The following is a 19,853-nucleotide window of genomic DNA, read 5'->3' as shown; positions in this document are numbered from 1 at the left end:
GGCGGAACAGACATGACCCACCTCCCCGCGGGATCCCCCGACACGGCGGCACCCCTGGTGCCCACGCCCGTGACCACGCAGATCCTCTCCGAGGCCTCTGCGGCCCTCCCCCTCGACGACACCCGCGACTTCGACGACGCCGCGCGCGGCTTCATCGCCACGTATGAGAGCTTCGATCAGTTCACCTCGGCCGCCGGGGCGAAGGTGTGGAAGGGCGACGAGTTCGGCTTCGTCCACGAGGAGGAGACGGCGGGAACCGTCCATCCGAGCCTTCTGCGCCTCGCCCGGCTGAACAACCTCCACGGCCTGTTCGAGGTCGTGGAGGGCATGTACCAGATCCGCGGATTCGACCTGGCGAACATGACCATCGTCGAGGGCGAGACCGGCCTCATCGTCATCGATCCGCTCACCACGGCGGAGATGGCCCGGGCCGGCCTCGATCTCTATCGCGAGCACCGCGGACAGCGGCCGGTGCGGGCGGTGATCTACTCGCACAGCCACGCCGACCACTACGGCGGCGCACTGGGCGTGGTCGATCCCGCTGAGGTGGAGGCCGGAAGGGTGCGGATCATCGCCCCCGGCGGCTTCGTCGAGGAGGCCGTCGCGGAGAACGTGTTCGCGGGCAACGCCATGCGGCGGCGCTCGCAGTACCAGTTCGGACCGCTGCTGGAGCGCGGGGCGCTCGGCACCGTGGACGCCGGCATCGGCATGGGGATGGGTGCCGGGCTCACCACTCTGCTCGCACCCACGGAGACCATCGGCGGGGCACGTGCGACCGTCATGCTCGACGGGGTCGAGATCGAGTTCGTCCAGGCCTCGAACACGGAGGCGCCCTCCGAGTTCATCCTCTGGTTCCCCGGCCTGCAGGTGCTCAACCTTGTGGAGCTCGCCACGCACACCATGCACAACCTCCTCACTCCGCGCGGAGCCGTGGTGCGGGACGCGGTCGCCTGGTGGAAGACGCTGCACTCAGCACTCGTGGAGTACGGCGGCAGGGCCGAGGTGCTCATCGGGCAGCATCACTGGCCCACCTGGGGAACGGAGGCCGTCGCGGAGTACATCGCGGACCAGCGCGACATGTACAAGTTCGTGCACGACGAGTCGCTGCGCCGCATGAACCACGGTCAGACCATGCAGGAGCTCGCGGAGGAGATCGCCTTCCCTCCGGGGCTCGCCTCCCGCTGGCACACGCAGGGCTACTACGGCTCCCTCAACCACAACTCCAAGGCGATCTACCAGCACTACCTGGGCTGGTGGGACGGCAATCCGCTCACCTATCACCAGCATCCGCCGGCGGAATCGGGCGCGCGGCTGATCAGGATGCTGGGCGGCGTCGATGCGGTGCTCGACCAGCTCGACGGGTTCTTCGCCGAGGGCGACTACCGGTGGGTGGCGCAGATGTCCGCAGCCGTGCTCTTCGCGGAGCCGGACAGCGTCCGTGCGCGGGAGCTCGGTGCCGCGGCGCTGGATCAGATGGCGATCCAGACCGCGAACGCCTCGTGGCGCAACATCTTCCTCACCGGCGCACAGGAGCTGCGGGAGGAGAGCGCACGAGAGCGCACCGACCGCGGCATCGACGCGCCCACCGCGGAGGCGATGACGGACGAGCAGATCCTCGACTATGCCGGCATCTGCTTCAACGGAGTCACGGGTGCGGAGCTGACCGTCTCGCTCACCTGGGCGCAGCCGGATGCGGGGACGGAGTACCTCCTCGAGACGCGCAACGGCGTGCTCGTCTACACGGAGGGGGCGCAGGAGTCCGGCTCCGCGACGATCACCGCCGGCCGCGCAGCCCTCGCCCAGCTGCTCAGCCGCCCGCAGACGGAGGAGAGCCTGGCCGCGGCCGAGGCCGTCGTCAGCGGGGACACGGCCGCAGTGCTCGCGCTGCTGGCGCACATCGACCACTTCCCGCGCTTCTTCCCGGTCACACTGCCGTGACCGGGGGACACCACACGAGAGGACGGAGATCCCGATGACGAGGTCTCATACAGCACACGCACACAGGTCCGGGACGATCCGGACGATGTCCGGCCTGTTCGCCCCGGCCGCAGCCGTCGTCCTCGCCCTCACCGGCTGCTCCGGCAGCGTCGGCGCATCCGGCGGCACCGCCGGCGGGGGCTCCGGGGAGGGCTTCGAGTACGGCGCTCCGCAGGAGGAGGTGGACGGGATCATCGCGGACCTCGAGCCGGTGACGCTGACGTTCCAGCCCGCCGCGGCGTCGGCGACCTCGGTCATGGCCCCGGCCGGCAGCGTGATGGCGGATCTCATCGAGGAGAGATCGGGCGGGAAGATCGAGGTCGAGGTGGTCTGGGGCCAGGCCGTCGCCGGGTACGACACGGTGCACGATGCGCTGGCCGACGGCCGCCTGGACCTCGCCTACACCCTGCCCATCTACCAGCCCGCCGAGTTCGAGGCGTTCAACGACCTCGCCACCACGACGGCCCTCCTGCCCTCGTCGCCCTTCGTGGGCGAGATGCTGCCCTATGCGGTCTACAACGATCTGGGGTGGACGAACGAGGCCGTGCTCACCGCCTACGAGGAGCGGGGGCTCACCCCGCTCACCCCGTTCCTCCCCACGGCCGGGTACTACACGGCGTGCGCCGAGCCCGTCCTCACCGAGGACGACTGGCGCGGGACGCAGACGCGGATCGGCTCAGTCGCGCAGGACAGGATGATCAGGGAGATGGGCGGAGCGCCGGTGTCCATGGAGTACACGGAGACCTACGAGGCGCTGCAGCGCGGCTCGGTCGACTGCAACCTCGGTCCCACCGCCGCGACGGCAGAGGGCGGTCTGCTGGAGGTGGCTCCTCATCTGGGATACACAACCGACGTCTCCTATCCGAGGGCGGCTGCGGCCTTCCTCGCCGGAGCCGGCTTCAGCGACCTGCCGCTGGCCTACCAGCAGATCATCTTCGACAGCACCTCGCTCGCCGCCGGCGGTGTGGCACGCAGCTACACGGACGGCGCCGAGGCGATGATCAGTGCCGCGAAGGCCCAGGGCGGCACCGTCTCCGCGTACGGAGGGGCGCTGCAGGAGCGGGTGGGCGAGATCTCCCACGAGCTGACCGCCGAGGCGATCGAGGGCGGGAACCTCCCCGAGGACACCGCGGAGGTCATCAGAGCCTCGGCCGAGGCCTGGACGGCACAGCTGGAGGAGCTGGGCTACGCGGACGGTGGCAAGACCGAGGACTTCGACGAGTGGTACGACGCGGAGACCGACTTCGCCCCGTTCGCGCAGGCGGTGTACGAGTCGAGCGCCGCGATGGAGCACCGGCCGCGCTGAGCAGGACGCGGCGGGCGCCTCCCCGGCGGGGAGGCACCCGCCGCGCTCGTGTGAACCCTCAGAGGACGGCGTCGTCGAGGTCCGCGAAGGTCCGGTCCAGGCTCTCCAGCAGATCGAACTGCGGGTGCACCCGTGGCAGCTCGTGGCTGAAGAAGTACCGGGCCGCGGCGCGCTTGCCGGCGTAGAAGGCGGTGTCGTCGGCACTGCGGGAGGCCGCTCCACGGGAGGCTGCGCTGTCTCCCGTGCCGGCCTCGGCGGCATCTGCCGCGAGCGCCTGCTCCAGCCACAGCCACGCCATGACGGTGTGGCCCACGGCCTCGAGGTAGACCCACGAGTTCGACTGCGCCGTGAGCGGGTCGCCGTCGGCCCACAGCTCCGCGGTGACGGACTCCGCACGCGCCAGTGCGGCCTCGAGCGCGGCGGCCTGTCCCGCCCAGGCGGTTCCCTCCGCCTTCGCGATCGTCGCGCGGATCGTCTCGGCCAGCAGCCGCAGTCCTGCGCCGCCCTTCATGCGGACCTTGCGGCCCAGGAGGTCGAGGGACTGGATGCCGTCCGTGCCCTCGTGGATGGGGTTGAGCCGGTTGTCGCGGTAGAGCTGCTCCACATCATGGTCGCGCGTGTAGCCGGCTCCGCCCAGCACCTGGATCGCGAGGTCGTTGGCCTTGAGGCACCAGCGCGACGGCCACGTCTTCACGAGCGGGGTGAGCACGTCGAGGAGGAGGTCCGCGCGCTCGCGGTCGGCGGCCTCGGGCGCGGTCTGGGAGTCGTCGAGGAGCTTCGCGGCATACAGGATGAGGCCCAGTCCGCCCTCCGCATACGCCTTCGCCGCCAGCAGCATCCGCCGGATGTCGGGGTGCCGCACGATCGGCACGGCCGGCGCGCTCGGGTCCTTGTCCTCGAGCGGCCGGCCCTGGATGCGGTCGCGCGCGTACTCCAGCGCGGTGAGGTAGCCGCGGTAGCCCAGCGCCACAGCACCCGCACCCACGCCGATGCGCGCGCCGTTCATCATGTGGAACATGTACGCGAGGCCACTGCCGCGCTCGCCCACGAGGTAGCCGACAGCCCCGCCCTTCCCGCCAGGCTGATGCGCGCCCTCGCCGAAGTTCAGCAGCGTGTTCGTGGTGCCGCGCCAGCCCATCTTGTGGTTGAGTCCGGACAGCACCACATCGTTGCGCTCGCCCACGCTGCCGTCGTCGTTGACCAGCTTCTTGGGCACGATGAACAGGGAGAGGCCCTTGACGCCGGGCGCATCGCCCTCCGCACGGGCGAGGACGAGGTGCACGATGTTCTCGCTGAGCTCGTGCTCGCCGCCGGAGATCCACATCTTCTGCCCGTGCACGCGGTAGGTGCCGTCGTCCTGCGGCACGGCGCGGGTGGTGACATCGCTGAGGGAGGAGCCCACCTCCGGCTCGGACAGGCACATGGTGCCCGTGAAGCGGCCCTCCAGCTCGGGCACGGCCCAGCGCTCGATCTGCTCGGGCGTTCCATGTGCCAGCAGGAGCGCGGCGTTGCCCATCGAGAGCATGGCGTAGCTGGAGGTCGCGATGTTCGCCGCCTGGAACCAGGCGAAGCATGCTCGGGAGACCGTGTAGGGGAGCTGGATGCCGCCGTGCTCCTCGTCGACGGAGCCCGTGAGCAGGCCCGATTCCGCGAACCGGTCGAGGGCCTCCTTCACCTCGGGGATGATGCGGACGGTCTCGCCGTCGAACGTGGGCTCGTTGAGATCGCTCTTCCGGTAGTGCGGGGCGAAGTGCTCGCGGGCGATGTCCTCGGAGACCTCCAGGAGCGCATCGAAGGTCTCGCGGGAGTGGTCCGCGAAGCGCTCGCGCTCGGTCAGCGCGCTCACATCCAGCCATTCGTGGAGCAGGAAGCTGAGGTCGCGGCGGGAGAGGATCTGTGCGGTCATGGGGCGGCAGCCTTTCGTGGACGAGCAGCGCTGATCGGTCACGCATATCGAATGAGCGTTAAGTCACACTCTAGCGGCGGCTTCCGGACACCGCCGCGTCTGCCCTGTTGCGCGGGCTCACCGCAGGGCTGCGAGGACGTGCTCCACCACGGGACTGCGCAGCGCCTCCGGCCGCACCGAAGCCCAGTACTCCAGCTCGCGGTCGAACTCGGGGAGCACACGCACGAGGGAGTCGTCCGCCTCGGCGGCGAAGGCCGGCAGCAGGCCCACCCCCACCCCCAGCCGCGCGGCCTGCAGCTGAGCGGCGACGGAGTTCGAGCGGAAGTAGCCCGCGGTCTCCGGCAGCTGCTCGACGGCACCCAGCAGGCTGTCGACCTCGAGCGAGTGCTCGGGGTAGAAGATGAGCCGCCGGTCGGCGAGGTCCTCGGCAGTCTCCGGCCTCCCGTGGCGCTGCAGGTAGCCCGGCGAGGCGTACAGCCCCAGCGAGTACGTGCGCAGGTAGTGCGCAGTCGAGTGGCGGGTGTCCGGCCTGCCCACGACCACCTCGATGTCCATCCCCGAGCGGTACCTTCGCGCCCGCTGCGTCGCCGTGAGCACTTCCACCTGCAGGCCCGCGTGGTTGCGCTGGAGGCGGCTGAGAGCGGGCATGGCATAGGCGGCGACGAACGCCTCGGGCGCGGCGATCCTCACGGTGCCGGCCAGGCGGCGGCCCTCCTGCCCGGTCCGCGGGACAGGCGCCGCGACGGATGCGAGCGCGGTCTCCACGGCCTCGGCGGCGGGCAGCAGCCGGCGACCGTGGGCGGTGAGCTCCCAGCCCTCCGGCGCCTGTGCGAGCACGCGTTCGCCCACCGCCTTCTCCAGGGAGGCGATGCGGCGGGAGACGGTCGTGTGATTGATGCCGAGGCTGTGGGCGGCCGCGGTGTACTTGCCCAGGCGGGCGACCGCGAGGAGCGTGAGCAGGTCATCGGGCGCGATGCGGGGACCGGCGCCCGCCTGCGCGTGCGAGCTCGTCATGCACCGCATGGTATCCGGTGCGGAGTGCATGCACGCACACCTCCGGTGCGGAAGCGATGTGCGGGGTTCGGGCGCCGCGGGGTGCGCGCAGAGGCCGGATGTGACGGCGGGCATATTCTGGTGGGGAATCAGCGTCGCGGCGCACGGGAGCCTGCGGCGGCACGGAGAAGCGAATGCAAGGAGGCATCATGGCGAACATCGGCTGGATCGGATTGGGCAACATGGGCCGCCCGATGACGAAGAACCTCGTCGCGGCAGGCCACACCGTCAGGGGCTACGACGTCGTCGCGGCCGCGGTGGAGGCCGCGACGGAGGACGGCGTGCAGGCGGTGGGCTCCATCGCCGAGGCCGTGGCCGGTGCGGACTTCGTCTTCACGATGCTGCCCAAGGGCGAGCACGCGCGCAGCGTGTACTTCGACGCCGGCGGCGTGTTCGACTCCGCCTCGACGGAGACCCTGCTGGTGGACGATTCGACGATCGACGTGGACACCGCCCGTGCCCTTCACGCGGGTGCGCGCGAGCGCGGCTTCCGCTTCATCGACGGCCCGGTCTCCGGAGGCGTGGGCGGGGCTGCGGCCGGCACGCTCACCTTCATGCTGGGAGGCGCGGAGGACGATGTCGCGGCCGTGCGCCCCGTGGTCGAGGCGATGGCCGGCAACATCTTCCACGCGGGAGGCGACGGAGCGGGGCAGGCCGCGAAGATCGTCAACAACATGCAGCTGGCCATCAGCCTCCAGGGTGTGGTGGAAGGTGCGGTGCTGGCCCAGCGGTTCGGTCTCGATCCCAAGGTGTTCTTCGACATCGCGCGGGTGTCCTCCGGTGATTCCTGGCCGCTGCGCAACTGGTACCCCGTGCCCGGCGTCGTGGACAGCTCGCCGGCCGAGCGCGAGTTCGCCGCGGGCTTCTCCACCATGCTCATGCACAAGGACGTGGGCCTCGCGCTCGCGGGTGCGGAGTCCGAGGGCGTGGACCTGCCCGCCGCGACGCTCGTGCACGAGAAGCTCCAGAAGCTCATCGACGACGGCTGGGGCGACCGCGACACCTCCGCGCTCATCCGCAACATCGATCCGGAGGCCACCGGGCTTCCCGAGGCGCCCTGAGCCGCCGGCCCGCCAATTCGTCGAGTGAGCGGTTCCTGTCGGATGCAGCGTCTGATTCCGACAGGAACCGCTCACTCGGTGGTGCCAGGTGGGCAGGACCCGCTCACTCGGCTGGGGCTGGGGCCGATGACCTCCCGGTGTAGTGTCGGCCTCAGCTGCCGCATCACAGAGAGGTGATCCGCCTATGTCCGCATGGGATCCGAATGAGGTCCGCCGTATCCACGAGCTCCAGCAGCGCAGCAGGCGGAGGGTGGGGAACACCACCGCGGAGCAGCGCGTGGAGCGGCTGAGGCGGCTCCGCGAGGTGCTCCTCAGCCGCGCTGACGACGTCGATGAGGCCCTGCACCGGGACCTGCGCCGCACCAGGGAGAAGTTCGCGGACGGCTTCACGGGCGCCGGCACGGAGCTGGGCGGAGTCCTCGCGGAGATCGACGGGACCATCGCGCACCTCTCGGAGTGGATGGAGCCGCAGGAGGTGCCCGTCTCCCACCCCGGCACCGAGGCGTTCGTCCGGTACGAGGCCCGCGGCCAGGTGCTCCTGTACGGCCCGTGGAACTACCCCGTCCTGCTCACCTTCCAGCCGCTGGCCGCGATCATCGCAGCCGGCAATGTCGCGCTCGTCAAGCCCAATGAGCTCGCCCCGGCCACCTCCGCGCTCACGGCTGAGATCATCCGGGCGACGTTCGCCGAGGACGAGGTCGCGGTCTTCGAAGGCGGCGTGGACCTCGCGAATGCGCTCTCAGAACTCCCCGTCGACCACGTCTTCTTCACCGGCAGCCCTGCGGTGGGCAAGGTGGTCATGGCCGCTGCTGCCGAGCACCTGGCCTCCGTCACGCTGGAGCTGGGCGGCAAGTGCCCCGCAGTCATCGACGGCACCACGGACCTCGACGCGGCCGCGCAGGCGCTCATGATCGGCAAGATGTCCAACGCCGGTCAGATCTGCCTGGCACCGGACCACGTGTACGTGAAGCGGGTGCTGCTCGATGACTTCGTGGACCGCTTCATGGGCGCGGTGCAGGACCGCCTCTACAAGGGTGACGAGATCAACCTCGACCGCTTCTCCCGCATCGTCGACGAGCGGAACTTCGACCGGGTCGCCGGCTGCATCGACGAGGCGGTGGAGCGCGGCGCCACGCTGATCGGCAGCGGTCGCCGCGACCGTGAGACGCTCACGGTGGAGCCCTGCGTCCTCCTCGACGTGCCCGAGGACGCGACCGTCATGCAGGAGGAGATCTTCGGCCCGGTGCTGCCGGTGTTCGCCTATGACGAGCTGGACGAGGTGATCGACGGCATCCGCAGCCGCGCCAAGCCGCTCACCATGCACGTCTTCACGGCGGACCCCGAGGTCGAGGACCGGGTGCTCGCGGAGACCTCCTCCGGCGGGGTGAGCTTCAACGGCTGGGCGGGCAACTACCTCGAGCCGAACCTCCCCTTCGGGGGCGTCAACCACAGCGGGATCGGTGCCTACCACGGGGTCCACGGCTTCCGGGAGCTCTCGCACGCCCGTGCCGTGGCGAAGCGGCCCGTCGTCCAGGACTGACGCTCTGCCTCTGCGCACGCGTATGTGCTTCCTGCACCGTTCCGCGTGAAACGCTGCAGGAAGCACATACGCTGGTGAGACGAGCTGCGGAGCAGGCTCAGAACTGCTGCCGGAGCACGTTCTTCCTGATCTTCCCGGTGGTGGTCTTGGGCAGCGCGTCCACGAACTCCACGCGCTTGGGCGTCTCGAAGCCGCTGAGCTTCTCCCGCACGTGGGCGAGGATCTCCTCCTCCGTCTGCGCCGCGAGACGCTCGCGCTCCTCCGCATTCACCGCTCCCGCAGCCACCGAGCCCTCGCCCTCCAGCGGAGGCACCCTGTCGCTGAGCACCACGGCGGTGACGGCCTCGCCCCAGTGCGCGTGCTCCGTGCCGATCACACAGCACTCGACCACCCCCGGCGCATCCGCGACGATGCGCTCGACCTTCATCGAGGAGACGTTCTCACCGCCGGTCTTGATGATGTCCTTGACCCGGTCCGTGAACCAGACGACGCCCTCCTCGTCGAGATGCCCGAGGTCCCCGGAGTGGAACCAGCCGTGCCGGAAGGACTCCTCGTTGGCGTCCGGCCGGTTCCAGTAGCCGAGTGTGACGTGGCCGCCCCGGTAGACGATCTCGCCGGTCTCGCCGGTGGGCAGGAGCTCGCCGTCGGGACCCATGATCTGCACGCGCACGGTGGGCATGGGCATGCCCCAGGAGCCGTTCTTCCCGTGCCGGTGCTCCGGCCGCTGGAAGGTCGTCGCGGGGATCACCTCGGTCTGCCCGGAGCCCAGCACGATCTTGGCGTTCGGCATCATCGCGTCCATGCCGGCGAGGACCCGCTCCGGCATCTGCGCCATCGCGTACATGGCGGTGTCCATCGCGCTGAGGTCGCGCGGCCGCTTCCCGTGTTCGGCGACGAGCGCGCCCCACATCATGGGCAGTCCGGTGAAGGTCGTGACGCGCTCGCGCTCGAAGGCGTCGATGACCGCCACCGGATCGAAGCCCTGCTGGATGACGAGCGTGCCGCCGGTGAACAGGACGGGCTTGGCCAGGGTGTTGAGCGCGGTCACGTGGAACATCGGGAGGACGATGAGCATGGTTCCCGGCGTGCGTCCCCAGTCCCCGCCGAGCAGGAGCGCGTTCGTCATCGCGCCCATGACGACGGCGCTGTGCGCGGCCAGCGCCCCCTTGGGATTCGCGGTGGTCCCCGAGGTGTAGAGGCACTGGACGACGTCGTCGCTGCCGATGAGGATCCGCAGCTCCTCGCCCACCTCGGCGGCGAACAGCTCGGCGAGGTCGACGGTCCGGGCTCCGGGGAGGCCGGAGTCGAGCGGGGCGACGCCCGAGGCCTCGGCCGCCCCTGTCGCGCCCTCGCCCGCCGTCCGCCGCACGACGACGGTGTCCACCTCTGCACCGGCCGCCGCAGCTGCGGTCAGCAGGGGCAGCAGCGCCTCGTCGATGACGACGATCCGCGCCTGTGCGTCCTGCAGGATCCAGGCGATGTCCTCCGGCGCGAGGCCGTAGTTGACGGGCAGGGCCACCCGCCCGGACTTCGCGATGCCGAAGTAGACGGGGAGGAACTCGTAGCTGTTCGTCATGAGCACGGCGACGGGTTCGCCCTGCTCAGGCGCGCGGGGGAGCGCGAGCATGCCGCGGGCCACGGCCTCGGAGTCGTGTTCGAGGGTGGCGTAGTCGATGCGGCGCTCCCCGTCGACCACGGCGATGTTGTGCGGGAGTCTGTCCGCCGTGCGGGTGAGGGCGTCGCCCACGGTGTTGCGGCGTGCGAGGTTGAGATCCTGGGGGTCGACTCTGCTGGTGTCCGCGCGCATGGAGGGTCCTTTCCTTGAGGGGGAGTCCTGGAGGGATGAGCCCCTGAGGGGTGGGGCTGCAGGGTTCAGAGGTCGTAGCCGTCGAGCTTCGCGAGGACCTGCAGCATGACCTCATCAGCCCCGCCGCCGATCGAGATGAGACGGCTGTCGCGGTAGAAGCGGCTGGTCCAGTTCTCCTCCATGTAGCCGAGGCCGCCGTGGTATTGGACCGCGGCGTCCGCGACCTCGCGGAGCAGCCGGCCCGCGGTGAGCTTGCCGACGGTCGCCTCCCGGGTGATGTCCTCGCCGGCGTTCAGCTTGCGGCACATCTTCTCGTTGAGCGCCCGGAGCAGGTCCAGCTGGGCGGAGAGCTCGGTGAGGCGGAAGACGGGGTACTGGCGGGTGGCGAGCGGAGCGCCGAACACGGTGCGCGTCTGCAGGTACTCTCGCGTGCGCTGCAGAGCCTGCCCGGCCGAGCCCGCGGCGGAGAAGCACGCGGAGAGGCGCTCGATGACGAACTGCTGCATCTGCTGCTGGAACCCGCGGCCGGGAGTGCCGATGGTGTTCGAGACCGGCACGCGCGCGTTCTCCAGCCGCAGCTCCACGGTGTCGGAGGAGCGGTTGCCCAGTTTGTCGAGGACGCGCACCACCTCGAAGCCGGGGGTGTCCCGGGGCACGATGATCTGGCTCATGCCGCGGTGTCCGCCCTCGTCGGAGGTGCGCACGAGCATGCAGAACCAGTCCGCCTGAGCGCCGTTGGTGATGAAGATCTTCTGGCCGGTGATCACCCAGTCATCGCCGTCGCGGTGGGCGTGCGTACTCAGTCCGGCGACGTCGGATCCGGAGTCCGGCTCCGTCACGGCGATCGCCGCGACCTGCTCTCCGCGCAGGGCAGGGCGGAGGTACGCCTCCTTGAGCTCCGGGGTTCCGAACCGGGCCAACGAGGGAGTGGCCATGTGCATCTGCACGTTGATCGCCATGCTCACGCCTGCCGCGCTGCAGCGGGCAAGCTCCTCCGCGAGGACCATCTGGTACTCCAGCGGCGCGCCCTCGCCCCCGTCCTCCGGGCTGTAGCCGAGGCCCAGCAGTCCGTGCTGAGCCAGCCGGGGGAACAGTTCGTGGGCGTCGAACGCGCCCGCGGCCTCCCACTCGTCGATCCGGGAGGCGATCTCCCGGTCCAGGATCGCCCGCACGCTGGTGCGGAACTCCTCGATGTCCTCGGTGTCCGTGTTCGTGTGTGCGTCTGCCGTCACTGTCGTGTCCTTTCCGGGGGTCTGTTCGGGGTCTGCCAGAGTGCTCCAGCCCGTGTATGCGCTTTCTGCGCTGTTCCGCGTGAAACGGCGCAGAGAGCGCATGCGTCGCTGAGTGGATGATGCGGGGATGCTCAGCGGCTCACCATCGACTCCTGGCCGCCCACCGCGGAGCGCAGCTCGACCTTGCGGACCTTGCCGGTGGCGGTGCGGGGGAGCGCATCGGCGAAGACGAAGCGCTTGGGGACCTTGAAGCCGGCGAGCCGCTCCCGGGCGAACGCGGTGAGCTCGGCGGCCAGGGCCTCGTCCTCTGCTGTTCCCGCCTCGTCGGCCACCGCGCTCGGGGCCGCCTCGGCGCGGACGACCACTGCGGTCACCGCCTCACCCCACTGCGCGTCCGGGGCGCCGATCACGGCGACCTCCGCGACGGCGGGATGGCCGTAGAGCACCTGCTCCACCTCGATGGGATAGACGTTCTCACCGCCCGTGATGACCATGTCCTTCTTCCGGTCCACGAGGTGGTAGAGGCCGTCCGCGTCCACGCGGGCGAGGTCTCCGGTGTGGAACCAGCCGTCCCGGAACGCCTCCGCGTTCGCATCCGGGCGGTTCCAGTAGCCGGGGGAGACCGAGGGGCCGCGGACGAGGAGCTCGCCCACCTCCCCAACAGGCACCTGCGCGCCGCCCGCGTCCACCACGCGGAACTCCACGTGCGGCAGGGGCCGGCCCACGGACCCGGCGTGGGAGCGCACGAACTCCGAGGGCAGCATCGAGGCCGCCGCTGCGGTCTCCGTGAGGCCGAACCCCTCCGTGAAGGCCACGCCCTTGGCCAGCAGGCCCTCGATGACGGGCAGGGGACACGGGGCGCCGCCGGAGACGGCGACGTCCAGGCTGGACACGTCGTGCCGGTCCGTGGCGCCGGACTGCAGGACGGCACCCCACATGACGGGCACGGCGAAGGCCTTGGTGACGCGGTGCCGTTCGACCGCGGCCGCCCAGGTCTCCGGGTCGAAGGACTCGAGGACCACGGTGCAGGCGCCCCAGTACGCGCCGGGGAGCGTGTACACCGCGAGTGCGCCGATGTGGAACAGCGGTGCGACCGCGAGGTTGACGTCCAGCCGGTTCAGTCCGCGTTCGATGCTGTTGTGATAGAGCGAGACCCAGAAGAGGTTGGAGTGGGTGAGGATCGCGCCCTTGGGCCTGCCGGTGGTGCCCGAGGTGTACATGAGCACCGCCGGGGACTCCGGGTCGACCTCGGGCAGGTCCGGAGCAGTGGGGCCCGCCGTCGTCAGGGTCTGCTCTGCCGGAGCCGGGTCGGCCCCCGCCGCAGAGGGGCCGGCCGCCTCACCGCGGGAGTCCAGCAGCGCGTCGAAGCCCGCGCGGATGCCGTCCCGGCGCTCCTGCGCGGTCGCCAGCGTCACGACCTCGCGGATCTCGGAATCCTCCGCAGCCGTCCGGGCCGCCCCCTCCAGTGAGGTGGTGGCGAACAGGAGCGAGGCGCCGGAGTCCTTGAGGATGAATGCGATCTCCGGCGCGGTGAGCCGGAAGTTGAGCATCACCGTGATCGCGCCGAGCTTGGCGACGGCGAAGACGAGCTTCAGCATCTCAGGGCAGTTGAGGCTGAGGACGGCCACCCGGTCGCCGGGGCCCACGCCCCGATTCCGGAGGGCGGCGGCCAGGCGCGTGGTGCGCGCCTCCAGCTCCGCGTAGGTGAGGACGCGGCCGGTGTCGCCGTCGACGAGCGCGGGACGGTCGGGGATGCGCAGTGCGTGGATGGCGGGCCAGGTGCCCAGGGGAACGCTCACGGGATTCTCCTTCGAATCGAGGATGCGCGGGAGTCTGCGGACGGCACCGCAGTGCATGTCGCGGCCCCGCGGACTGCGCTCGCCGCACGTGTCGACCCCGGACCCTGCGATGTGATGCAGGCAACACGTTAGGGCAATCCACAAAAACAATCAATCCGGATTGATCGTTCACTTGAACTGTGCCACAGTGAACGGCAGACGGAGCGCTGCGAGGACGCAGGGCGGCTCCGAGGACATGACCGACGCACCCGCACGCGGCCCCCAGGAGGTCGCCCGCTCGTCACCGCTTCGCCCGCTCAGAGCGGCCTCACCCACCCGGAGGAGCACCTCACCATGGACCTCACCACCGCACTGGATCTGCTCGAGCAGGAATCCGCGCAGCTCGACGCGCTGGTCGCCGGCCTGCCGCCCGCGCAGTGGACACGGCTCACGCCGGCGGCGGGCTGGACGGTCGCGGACCAGATCGCGCATCTGCACTGGACGGACACGGCAGCGCTGCAGTCCGTGACCGGCGATCCCGCCTTCGACGAGCTCCTCCGAGCTGCCGCGCAGGCGGGAGCCTCCGGGTTCGTGGACAGCGAAGCCCATCGCCTCGCCGCGGTGCCGCAGGAGGAGCTGCTCGCGGCCTGGCGCCAGGGGCGGGCCCGTCTGGCCGCCGCGCTGCGGGAGGCCGACCCGGGGGAGCGGCTGCGCTGGTTCGGGCCGCCCATGCGGCCCCTGTCGATGGTCACCGCGCGGATCATGGAGACCTGGGCGCACGGCCTGGACGTCTTCGATGCGCTCGCCGTGCCCAAGCCCGCCGGTCCCGCACTCGCGGCCGTCGCCCGGCTGGGTGTGCGCACGCGCGGCTTCTCCTTCGCCTCACGTGGGCTGGAGGCTCCGGACGCCGAGGTGCGGGTGGAGCTGGAGCTGCCGGGCGCGGAGCCGCTCGTGTTCGGATCCGCCGAGGCCGCCGACCGGGTGAGGGGCTCTGCCTGGGGCTTCGCCGCGGTGGTCACGCAGCGGCGGAACCTCGCGGATGTGGACCTCGCCGCCGAGGGCGAGGGCGCACAGGCGTGGCTGGACATCGCACAGGCCTTCGCGGGAGGCCCCACGGAGGGGCCGGCGCCGGGGGAGCGCGTCACAGCGGGGACGGCCGCCGAGGCGGCAGGAGGTGCGCGATGACCTCGCACCCGGATCAGGCACAGGCCACGGGCCGTCGCACGGGTCAGGTGCAGCGCCAGGACTCAGCGCCTCGCTCCGGCGACCGGCAGTCTGAGAGCCGCCCCCTGCGGGTGGGCAACGTCTCCGGCTTCTACGGCGACCGCCTCTCCGCCTGGGAGGAGATGGTGGAGGCCGGCGTGGAGGTCCTCACCGGCGACTACCTCGCCGAGCTCACGATGCTCATCCTCGCCCGGCAGAAGGCCAAGGACCCTCGGGCCGGCTATGCCAGGACCTTCGCCGCGCAGCTGCGCGGGGCGCTGCAGCGGATCGTCGCGGCGGGCACCCGCGTGGTCGCGAACGCCGGTGGGATGAACCCGCAGGCGCTCGCCCCCCTCATCCGGGAGCAGGCGGCCGAGGCCGGATTCGACGTGCCGGTGGCCTGGGTGGACGGCGACGACCTCACGGACCGCTCCGAGGAGCTGGGGCTGGGCTCGCCCCTGGCGGCCAACGCCTATCTGGGCGGCTGGGGCATCACGGAGGCGCTGCGGGGCGGGGCCCAGGTGGTGGTCACCGGCCGGGTCACGGACGCCGCCCTCACCACCGGCCCGGCCGCGTGGTTCCACGGCTGGGACCGGGACGACCATGACGCACTGGCCGGGGCGATGGCCGCGGGCCATGTGATCGAATGCGGCATGCAGGCCACGGGCGGGAACTTCTCCTTCTTCCGCGAGATCGCGGACCTCCGCCGGCCCGGCTTCCCGATCGCCGAGATCGCCGCGGACGGCTCCTCCGTGATCACCAAGCCGGCGGGCACCGGCGGAGCGGTCACAGCGGAGACGGTGCTGTCCCAGCTGCTCTACGAGGTGGGAGGAGCGCGCTATGCCGGCCCGGACGCCACGCTGCGGCTCGACTCGATCCGGCTCACGGACCTCGGTGAGGACCGCGTGCGGATCAGCGGCGTCCGCGGCGAGGCGCCGCCGCCGGAACTCAAGGTCTCCGTCACGGAGGTGGGCGGCTTCCGCCAGGAGATCGTCTTCCAGCTCACCGGCCTGGACGCGGAGGCGAAGGCGGAGCTGATCCGCAGTCAGTTCGAGTTCGGCCTGGAGGCCGCTGGCCTGCCGCGGCCGGCGCAGATGGCGTGGAACCTCGCGCGCTCGGACCGGCCGGACGCAGTACAGCAGGAGGAGGCGACCGCGCGGCTCACCCTCGTGGCCCGCGACCCGGACCCCAAGACCGTGGGCCGGTCGTTCGCGAACGTCCCCGTGGAGTTCGCCCTCGGCTCCGTGCCGGGCTACTTCACGGGAGCTCCGCCCGGGGAGGCCTCCGTCTACGGCCGCTTCCGTCCGGAGTCCGTGCCGCAGGACGTGCCGGTCCACACCGTGCACCTCCCCGACGGGACCGAGGCCGTCATCGACCCACCTGCGGACACCCGGGCGCTCGCGCCCACTGAGCTGGATCTGAGCAGCGCGGGGTCGCCCGAGGCGGCTGAGGCCGGCTCCGTGGAGAGCAGCAGGGACACGGGTGCGGAGCCCGCCTCCGCGGCGACCGGGAACGGTTCGGGCGCTCACACCGGTGCAGGCCTCGGCGGCGGGGACTCCGCACATGCAGGCACGGTGCGGGTGCCGCTGGGGCACCTGGCCGGCGGGCGCAGCGGCGACAAGGGCGGCAGCGCGAACATCGGCCTCTGGGCCCGCACGGATGCGGTGTGGCAGTGGCTGCGCGCGGAGCTCACACCCGCCAGGCTCCGGGCGCTGCTGCCGGAGACGGCGGACCTGGACATCGACAGGGTGGAGCTCGCGGGCCTGCGGGCGCTCAACTTCACCGTCCACGGGCTGCTGGGCGAGGGCGTGGCCTACCGCGCGCGCTTCGACCCGCAGGCCAAGGGCCTGGCGGAATGGCTGCGGAGCAGGTGCGTCGACGTCCCCGCGGATCTCGTGCGGTCTACTGCAGGAGGCGAGTCCGGCGCACCCGCTGGGCCCGCTGCACCCGTAGCACCCGCTGGGCCCGCCTCCGGAGACTCCCACGGAGCCGCCGCGGGCGATCCCGCGGCCGAGACCACCGGCCCGCTCCCGCTCGACGACTTCTTCACGCAGGAAGGCACAGCACAGTGACCCACACCTATACGCACGAACTCGCAGGCGATGAGGAGATCGCGGCGCTGGCGGAGACCACCGCCGGCTTCGTCCGCACCCACGTCCTCCCCCACCAGGACGAATGGGAGGCAGCGGGCGAGCTCCCGCGCAGCCTCCACGAGAAGGCCGGCGCCCTGGGCCTCCTGGGCGCGGCCTTCCCGGAGGAGGTGGGCGGCGGCGGAGGCGGCGTGCGCGCGAGCGTCGCCGTGACGGAGGCCGCGCACCAGGCCGGCATGTCCGGCGGGACGTTCGCCTCGCTCTTCACCTCTGGGATCAGCCTCCCCCACCTCGTGCAGGCGGGCACCCCCGAGCTCATCGACGCCTATGTCAGGCCCACGCTGGAAGGCCGGCTCATCGGTGCGCTCGCGCTCACGGAACCCGGCGGGGGCTCCGATGTGGGCGGCTTGCGCACCCGCGCGGAGCGCGACGGCGGCCACTATGTGCTCACGGGGGAGAAGACCTTCATCACCTCCGGCGCCCGCGCGGACTTCGTCGTCACCGCCGCACGGACGGGCGGACGCGGCTCCAAGGGCGTCTCGCTCATCGTCGTGCCCACGGACACGCCCGGCTTCTCCGTGGCGAAGCGGCTGCGGAAGATGGGCTGGCACGCCTCCGACACCGCGGAGCTGCACTACGACGGTGCGCGGGTGCCCGTCTCCTTCCGCGTGGGCGAGGAGAACGCCGGGTTCGCCTACATCTCGCAGGCGTTCGTGAGCGAGCGGCTGGGACTGGCGGCGCAGGCCTACGGCGGTGCCCAGCGGGCCCTCGACCTCGCCCTCCGGTGGTGCCGGGACCGTGTGACGTTCGGTCAGCCTCTCATCACCCGCGACACCGTCGTGTCCACGCTGGCGGAGATGACGCGGCGGATCGACGCGGCGCGCGTGTACACGCGCGAGGTCGCGCGCCGCTGGGACACGGCGGCGCAGAACCGGGCGAGGGTGGCCTCGGGCGCGGCCGGGGCGGAGGCGGGCGCGGAGCAGCTGAGCACCGGTCAGGGCGATGAGCTCGACCTCGTGGCCGCCGCCTGCTTCGCCAAGAACACCGCGGTCGAGGCCGCGGAGTGGACCGTCAGCCAGGCCGTGCAGCTGTTCGGCGGAATGGGATACATGGCGGAGTCCGAGGTGGAGCGGATCTACCGCGACACGCGGATCCTGGGGATCGGCGGGGGCACCACGGAGATCCTCACGACCCTGGCGGCGAAGCGGCTGGGATACACGGGATGACGGACGGGGCGCTGAGGACAGGCCGCGCGCAGGCACCGGCCCGTACGGGACGGAACGATGAACAGGGGCACAGAGCATGACTGCACTCACGACCGCAGCGGACACCGGGGCGGAGGAGTACGCGGCTGCCGCGCAGGCGATGCGCGCCAAGCTGCGGGAGCTCGACGAGGTCAACGAACAGCTCGCCGCCGCCGGTGGGGAGAAGGCGGTCGAGCGCCACCGGAAGCGGGGGAAGCTCACGGCGCGGGAGCGGATCGAGCTGCTCGTGGACCGCGATGCGCCGTTCCTCGAGCTGTGCCCGTACGCCGCATGGGGCTCGGACTTCCCGGTGGGCGCCTCCGTGGTGGGTGGGATCGGCGTGGTCTCCGGCGTGGAGTGCATGATCGTGGCCAACGACCCCACGATCGCCGGCGGCACCACCAATCCGCGCACGCTGAAGAAGCAGCTGCGGCTCAAGGACATCGCGATGGAGAACCGGCTGCCGATGATCAGCCTGGTGGAGTCCGGCGGCGCCAATCTGCCCACGCAGAGCGAGGTCTTCATCCCCGGCGGCGCCACCTTCCGGCACCTCGCGGAGATGTCCAAGGCGGGCATCCCCACGATCTCGATCGTGTTCGGGAACTCGACGGCAGGCGGCGCCTACCAGCCGGGCATGAGCGATCACGTCGTCATGATCGAGCAACAGTCCAAGGTGTTCCTGGGCGGCCCGCCGCTGGTGAAGGCGGCGACCGGCGAGGTGAGCGACGACGAGTCCCTCGGCGGTGCGGAGATGCATGCGCGCACCAGCGGACTCGCCGACCACCTCGCCCGTGACGAGCAGGACGCCCTGCGGATAGGCCGGCGGATCGTGGCGCGGCTCAACCATCGCAAGGAGGGGCCGGCTCCCGGGCCGGTCGCCGCCCCCCTGCACAGCGGCGAGGAGCTGCTGGGCATCGTGCCGGAGGACCTGCGAATCCCCTTCGACCCCCGTGAGGTTCTCGCCCGGGTGGTCGACGGGTCTGACTTCGACGAGTTCAAGCCGCTCTACGGCTCCGGCATGGTGACGGGCTGGGCGCGCATCCACGGCTATCCGGTGGGGATCGTCGCGAATTCCAAGGGCGTGATCTTCAGCGAGGAGGCGCAGAAGGTCACCCAGTTCATCCAGATCGCCAACCGACAGCGCACGCCTCTCCTCTTCCTCCACAACACCACCGGCTACATGGTGGGCCGGAAGTACGAGGAGGGCGGGATCATCAAGCACGGCTCGATGATGGTGAATGCGGTCTCCACCTCCACGGTGCCGCACATCTCGCTGCTCATCGGCGCCTCCTACGGTGCCGGCCACTACGGGATGTGCGGCCGGGACTACAACCCCCGCTTCCTCTTCGCGTGGCCCTCGGCCAAGTCCGCGGTGATGGGAGGGGCGCAGCTGGCGGACGTCGTCACCTCGGTGGCCAAGGCCTCGGCGGAAGCGCGCGGTCTGCCCTTCGACGACGAGAAGAACGAGCTGCGGCGCGCGGCGATCGAGAAGCAGATCGAGGCGGAGTCCCTGCCGCTGTTCCTCTCCGGGATGGTCTACGACGACGGCATCATCGACCCCCGGGACACCCGCACCGTGCTGGGGCTCTCGCTCTCCGCCATCGCGACCGGACCCGTCGAGTCCGACCGCTCCTACGGAATCTTCAGGATGTGATC

13 protein-coding genes are annotated in these 19,853 nt (G+C 71.1%); 8 read left to right on the top strand and 5 right to left on the bottom strand.

Going from position 1 to position 19,853, the window contains the following annotated elements:
• Window positions 1-12 precede the first annotated feature (12 nt).
• Both K318_RS0103705 and K318_RS0103700 read left to right on the top strand, forming a co-directional pair.
• Window positions 13-1,938 (top strand): alkyl/aryl-sulfatase, encoded by a 1,926-nt coding sequence (locus K318_RS0103705; protein WP_029088484.1) that lies wholly within the window; start codon window positions 13-15, stop codon window positions 1,936-1,938.
• An 85-nt stretch (window positions 1,939-2,023) separates the two neighbouring features.
• Entirely contained in the window at window positions 2,024-3,283 is a 1,260-nt protein-coding gene (locus K318_RS0103700; protein WP_029088483.1) for a type 2 periplasmic-binding domain-containing protein, read from the top strand.
• A gap of 58 nt (window positions 3,284-3,341) precedes the next feature.
• Here K318_RS0103700 and K318_RS0103695 read toward each other — a convergent pair whose 3' ends face one another.
• Together K318_RS0103695 and K318_RS0103690 are read right to left on the bottom strand one after the other, a co-directional pair.
• A complete protein-coding gene (locus K318_RS0103695) occupies window positions 3,342-5,189 on the bottom strand; it encodes an acyl-CoA dehydrogenase (protein WP_029088482.1) in 1,848 nt (615 codons plus the stop codon).
• 117 nt (window positions 5,190-5,306) lie between these two features.
• Window positions 5,307-6,203 carry a LysR family transcriptional regulator gene (locus tag K318_RS0103690; RefSeq protein ID WP_051297538.1) on the bottom strand — a complete coding sequence of 299 codons (897 nt, stop codon included), beginning with the start codon at window positions 6,201-6,203 and terminating at the stop codon, window positions 5,307-5,309.
• 188 nt (window positions 6,204-6,391) lie between these two features.
• On the opposite strand from K318_RS0103690, the gene mmsB reads away from it, so the two are divergent.
• Together mmsB and K318_RS19170 are read left to right on the top strand one after the other, a co-directional pair.
• Window positions 6,392-7,303: a 3-hydroxyisobutyrate dehydrogenase gene (mmsB, locus tag K318_RS0103685; RefSeq protein ID WP_029088480.1), complete on the top strand. Its 912-nt coding sequence runs from the start codon at window positions 6,392-6,394 to the stop codon at window positions 7,301-7,303.
• A gap of 184 nt (window positions 7,304-7,487) precedes the next feature.
• A complete protein-coding gene (locus K318_RS19170) occupies window positions 7,488-8,843 on the top strand; it encodes an aldehyde dehydrogenase family protein (protein ID WP_035280231.1) in 1,356 nt (451 codons plus the stop codon).
• Between the two features lie 97 nt (window positions 8,844-8,940).
• Here the strand turns inward: K318_RS19170 and K318_RS0103675 are convergent, their stop codons facing one another.
• From K318_RS0103675 to K318_RS19165, 3 genes are all read right to left on the bottom strand, one after another.
• Window positions 8,941-10,650: a class I adenylate-forming enzyme family protein gene (locus tag K318_RS0103675; protein WP_029088479.1), complete on the bottom strand. Its 1,710-nt coding sequence runs from the start codon at window positions 10,648-10,650 to the stop codon at window positions 8,941-8,943.
• Between the two features lie 65 nt (window positions 10,651-10,715).
• Complete coding sequence (locus K318_RS0103670; protein WP_245579744.1) at window positions 10,716-11,882, bottom strand: acyl-CoA dehydrogenase family protein; 1,167 nt, start codon at window positions 11,880-11,882, stop codon at window positions 10,716-10,718.
• A gap of 131 nt (window positions 11,883-12,013) precedes the next feature.
• On the bottom strand, window positions 12,014-13,681 hold the full coding sequence (locus K318_RS19165; protein ID WP_051297537.1) for an acyl-CoA synthetase: 1,668 nt from the start codon (window positions 13,679-13,681) through the stop codon (window positions 12,014-12,016).
• A gap of 333 nt (window positions 13,682-14,014) precedes the next feature.
• Between K318_RS19165 and K318_RS19160 the strand changes: the two genes are divergently transcribed.
• From K318_RS19160 to K318_RS0103645, 4 genes are all read left to right on the top strand, one after another.
• Entirely contained in the window at window positions 14,015-14,845 is an 831-nt protein-coding gene (locus tag K318_RS19160) for a TIGR03084 family metal-binding protein (RefSeq protein WP_051297448.1), read from the top strand.
• Window positions 14,842-16,935, top strand: coding sequence for an acyclic terpene utilization AtuA family protein (locus K318_RS19155; RefSeq protein WP_084499590.1), 2,094 nt, complete (start codon window positions 14,842-14,844; stop codon window positions 16,933-16,935). Before K318_RS19160 ends, K318_RS19155 begins: the two co-directional genes overlap by 4 nt.
• Window positions 16,932-18,179 carry an acyl-CoA dehydrogenase family protein gene (locus tag K318_RS0103650; protein ID WP_211233265.1) on the top strand — a complete coding sequence of 416 codons (1,248 nt, stop codon included), beginning with the start codon at window positions 16,932-16,934 and terminating at the stop codon, window positions 18,177-18,179. Before K318_RS19155 ends, K318_RS0103650 begins: the two co-directional genes overlap by 4 nt.
• A 76-nt stretch (window positions 18,180-18,255) precedes the next feature.
• Window positions 18,256-19,851 (top strand): acyl-CoA carboxylase subunit beta, encoded by a 1,596-nt coding sequence (locus K318_RS0103645; protein ID WP_029088476.1) that lies wholly within the window; start codon window positions 18,256-18,258, stop codon window positions 19,849-19,851.
• Window positions 19,852-19,853 lie beyond the last annotated feature (2 nt).

It is taken from the genome of Brevibacterium album DSM 18261 (genome assembly GCF_000426445.1).
Taxonomy (GTDB): Bacteria; Actinomycetota; Actinomycetes; order Actinomycetales; family Brevibacteriaceae; genus Brevibacterium; species Brevibacterium album.
The sequence above is the reverse complement of the archived record's forward strand: the minus strand, read 5'-3'. Positions and strand labels throughout refer to the sequence as shown.

Bases quoted from the DNA above. Each gene is read 5' to 3' on its own strand.
- K318_RS0103705 (WP_029088484.1), top strand. From the start codon at position 13: ATGACCCACCTCCCCGCGGGATCCCCCGACACGGCGGCACCCCTGGTG.
- K318_RS0103700 (WP_029088483.1), top strand. From the start codon at position 2,024: ATGTCCGGCCTGTTCGCCCCGGCCGCAGCCGTCGTCCTCGCCCTCACC.
- K318_RS0103695 (WP_029088482.1), bottom strand. From the start codon at position 5,189: ATGACCGCACAGATCCTCTCCCGCCGCGACCTCAGCTTCCTGCTCCAC.
- K318_RS0103690 (WP_051297538.1), bottom strand. From the start codon at position 6,203: ATGACGAGCTCGCACGCGCAGGCGGGCGCCGGTCCCCGCATCGCGCCC.
- mmsB (WP_029088480.1), top strand. From the start codon at position 6,392: ATGGCGAACATCGGCTGGATCGGATTGGGCAACATGGGCCGCCCGATG.
- K318_RS19170 (WP_035280231.1), top strand. From the start codon at position 7,488: ATGTCCGCATGGGATCCGAATGAGGTCCGCCGTATCCACGAGCTCCAG.
- K318_RS0103675 (WP_029088479.1), bottom strand. From the start codon at position 10,650: ATGCGCGCGGACACCAGCAGAGTCGACCCCCAGGATCTCAACCTCGCA.
- K318_RS19160 (WP_051297448.1), top strand. From the start codon at position 14,015: ATGGACCTCACCACCGCACTGGATCTGCTCGAGCAGGAATCCGCGCAG.
- K318_RS19155 (WP_084499590.1), top strand. From the start codon at position 14,842: ATGACCTCGCACCCGGATCAGGCACAGGCCACGGGCCGTCGCACGGGT.
- K318_RS0103645 (WP_029088476.1), top strand. From the start codon at position 18,256: ATGACTGCACTCACGACCGCAGCGGACACCGGGGCGGAGGAGTACGCG.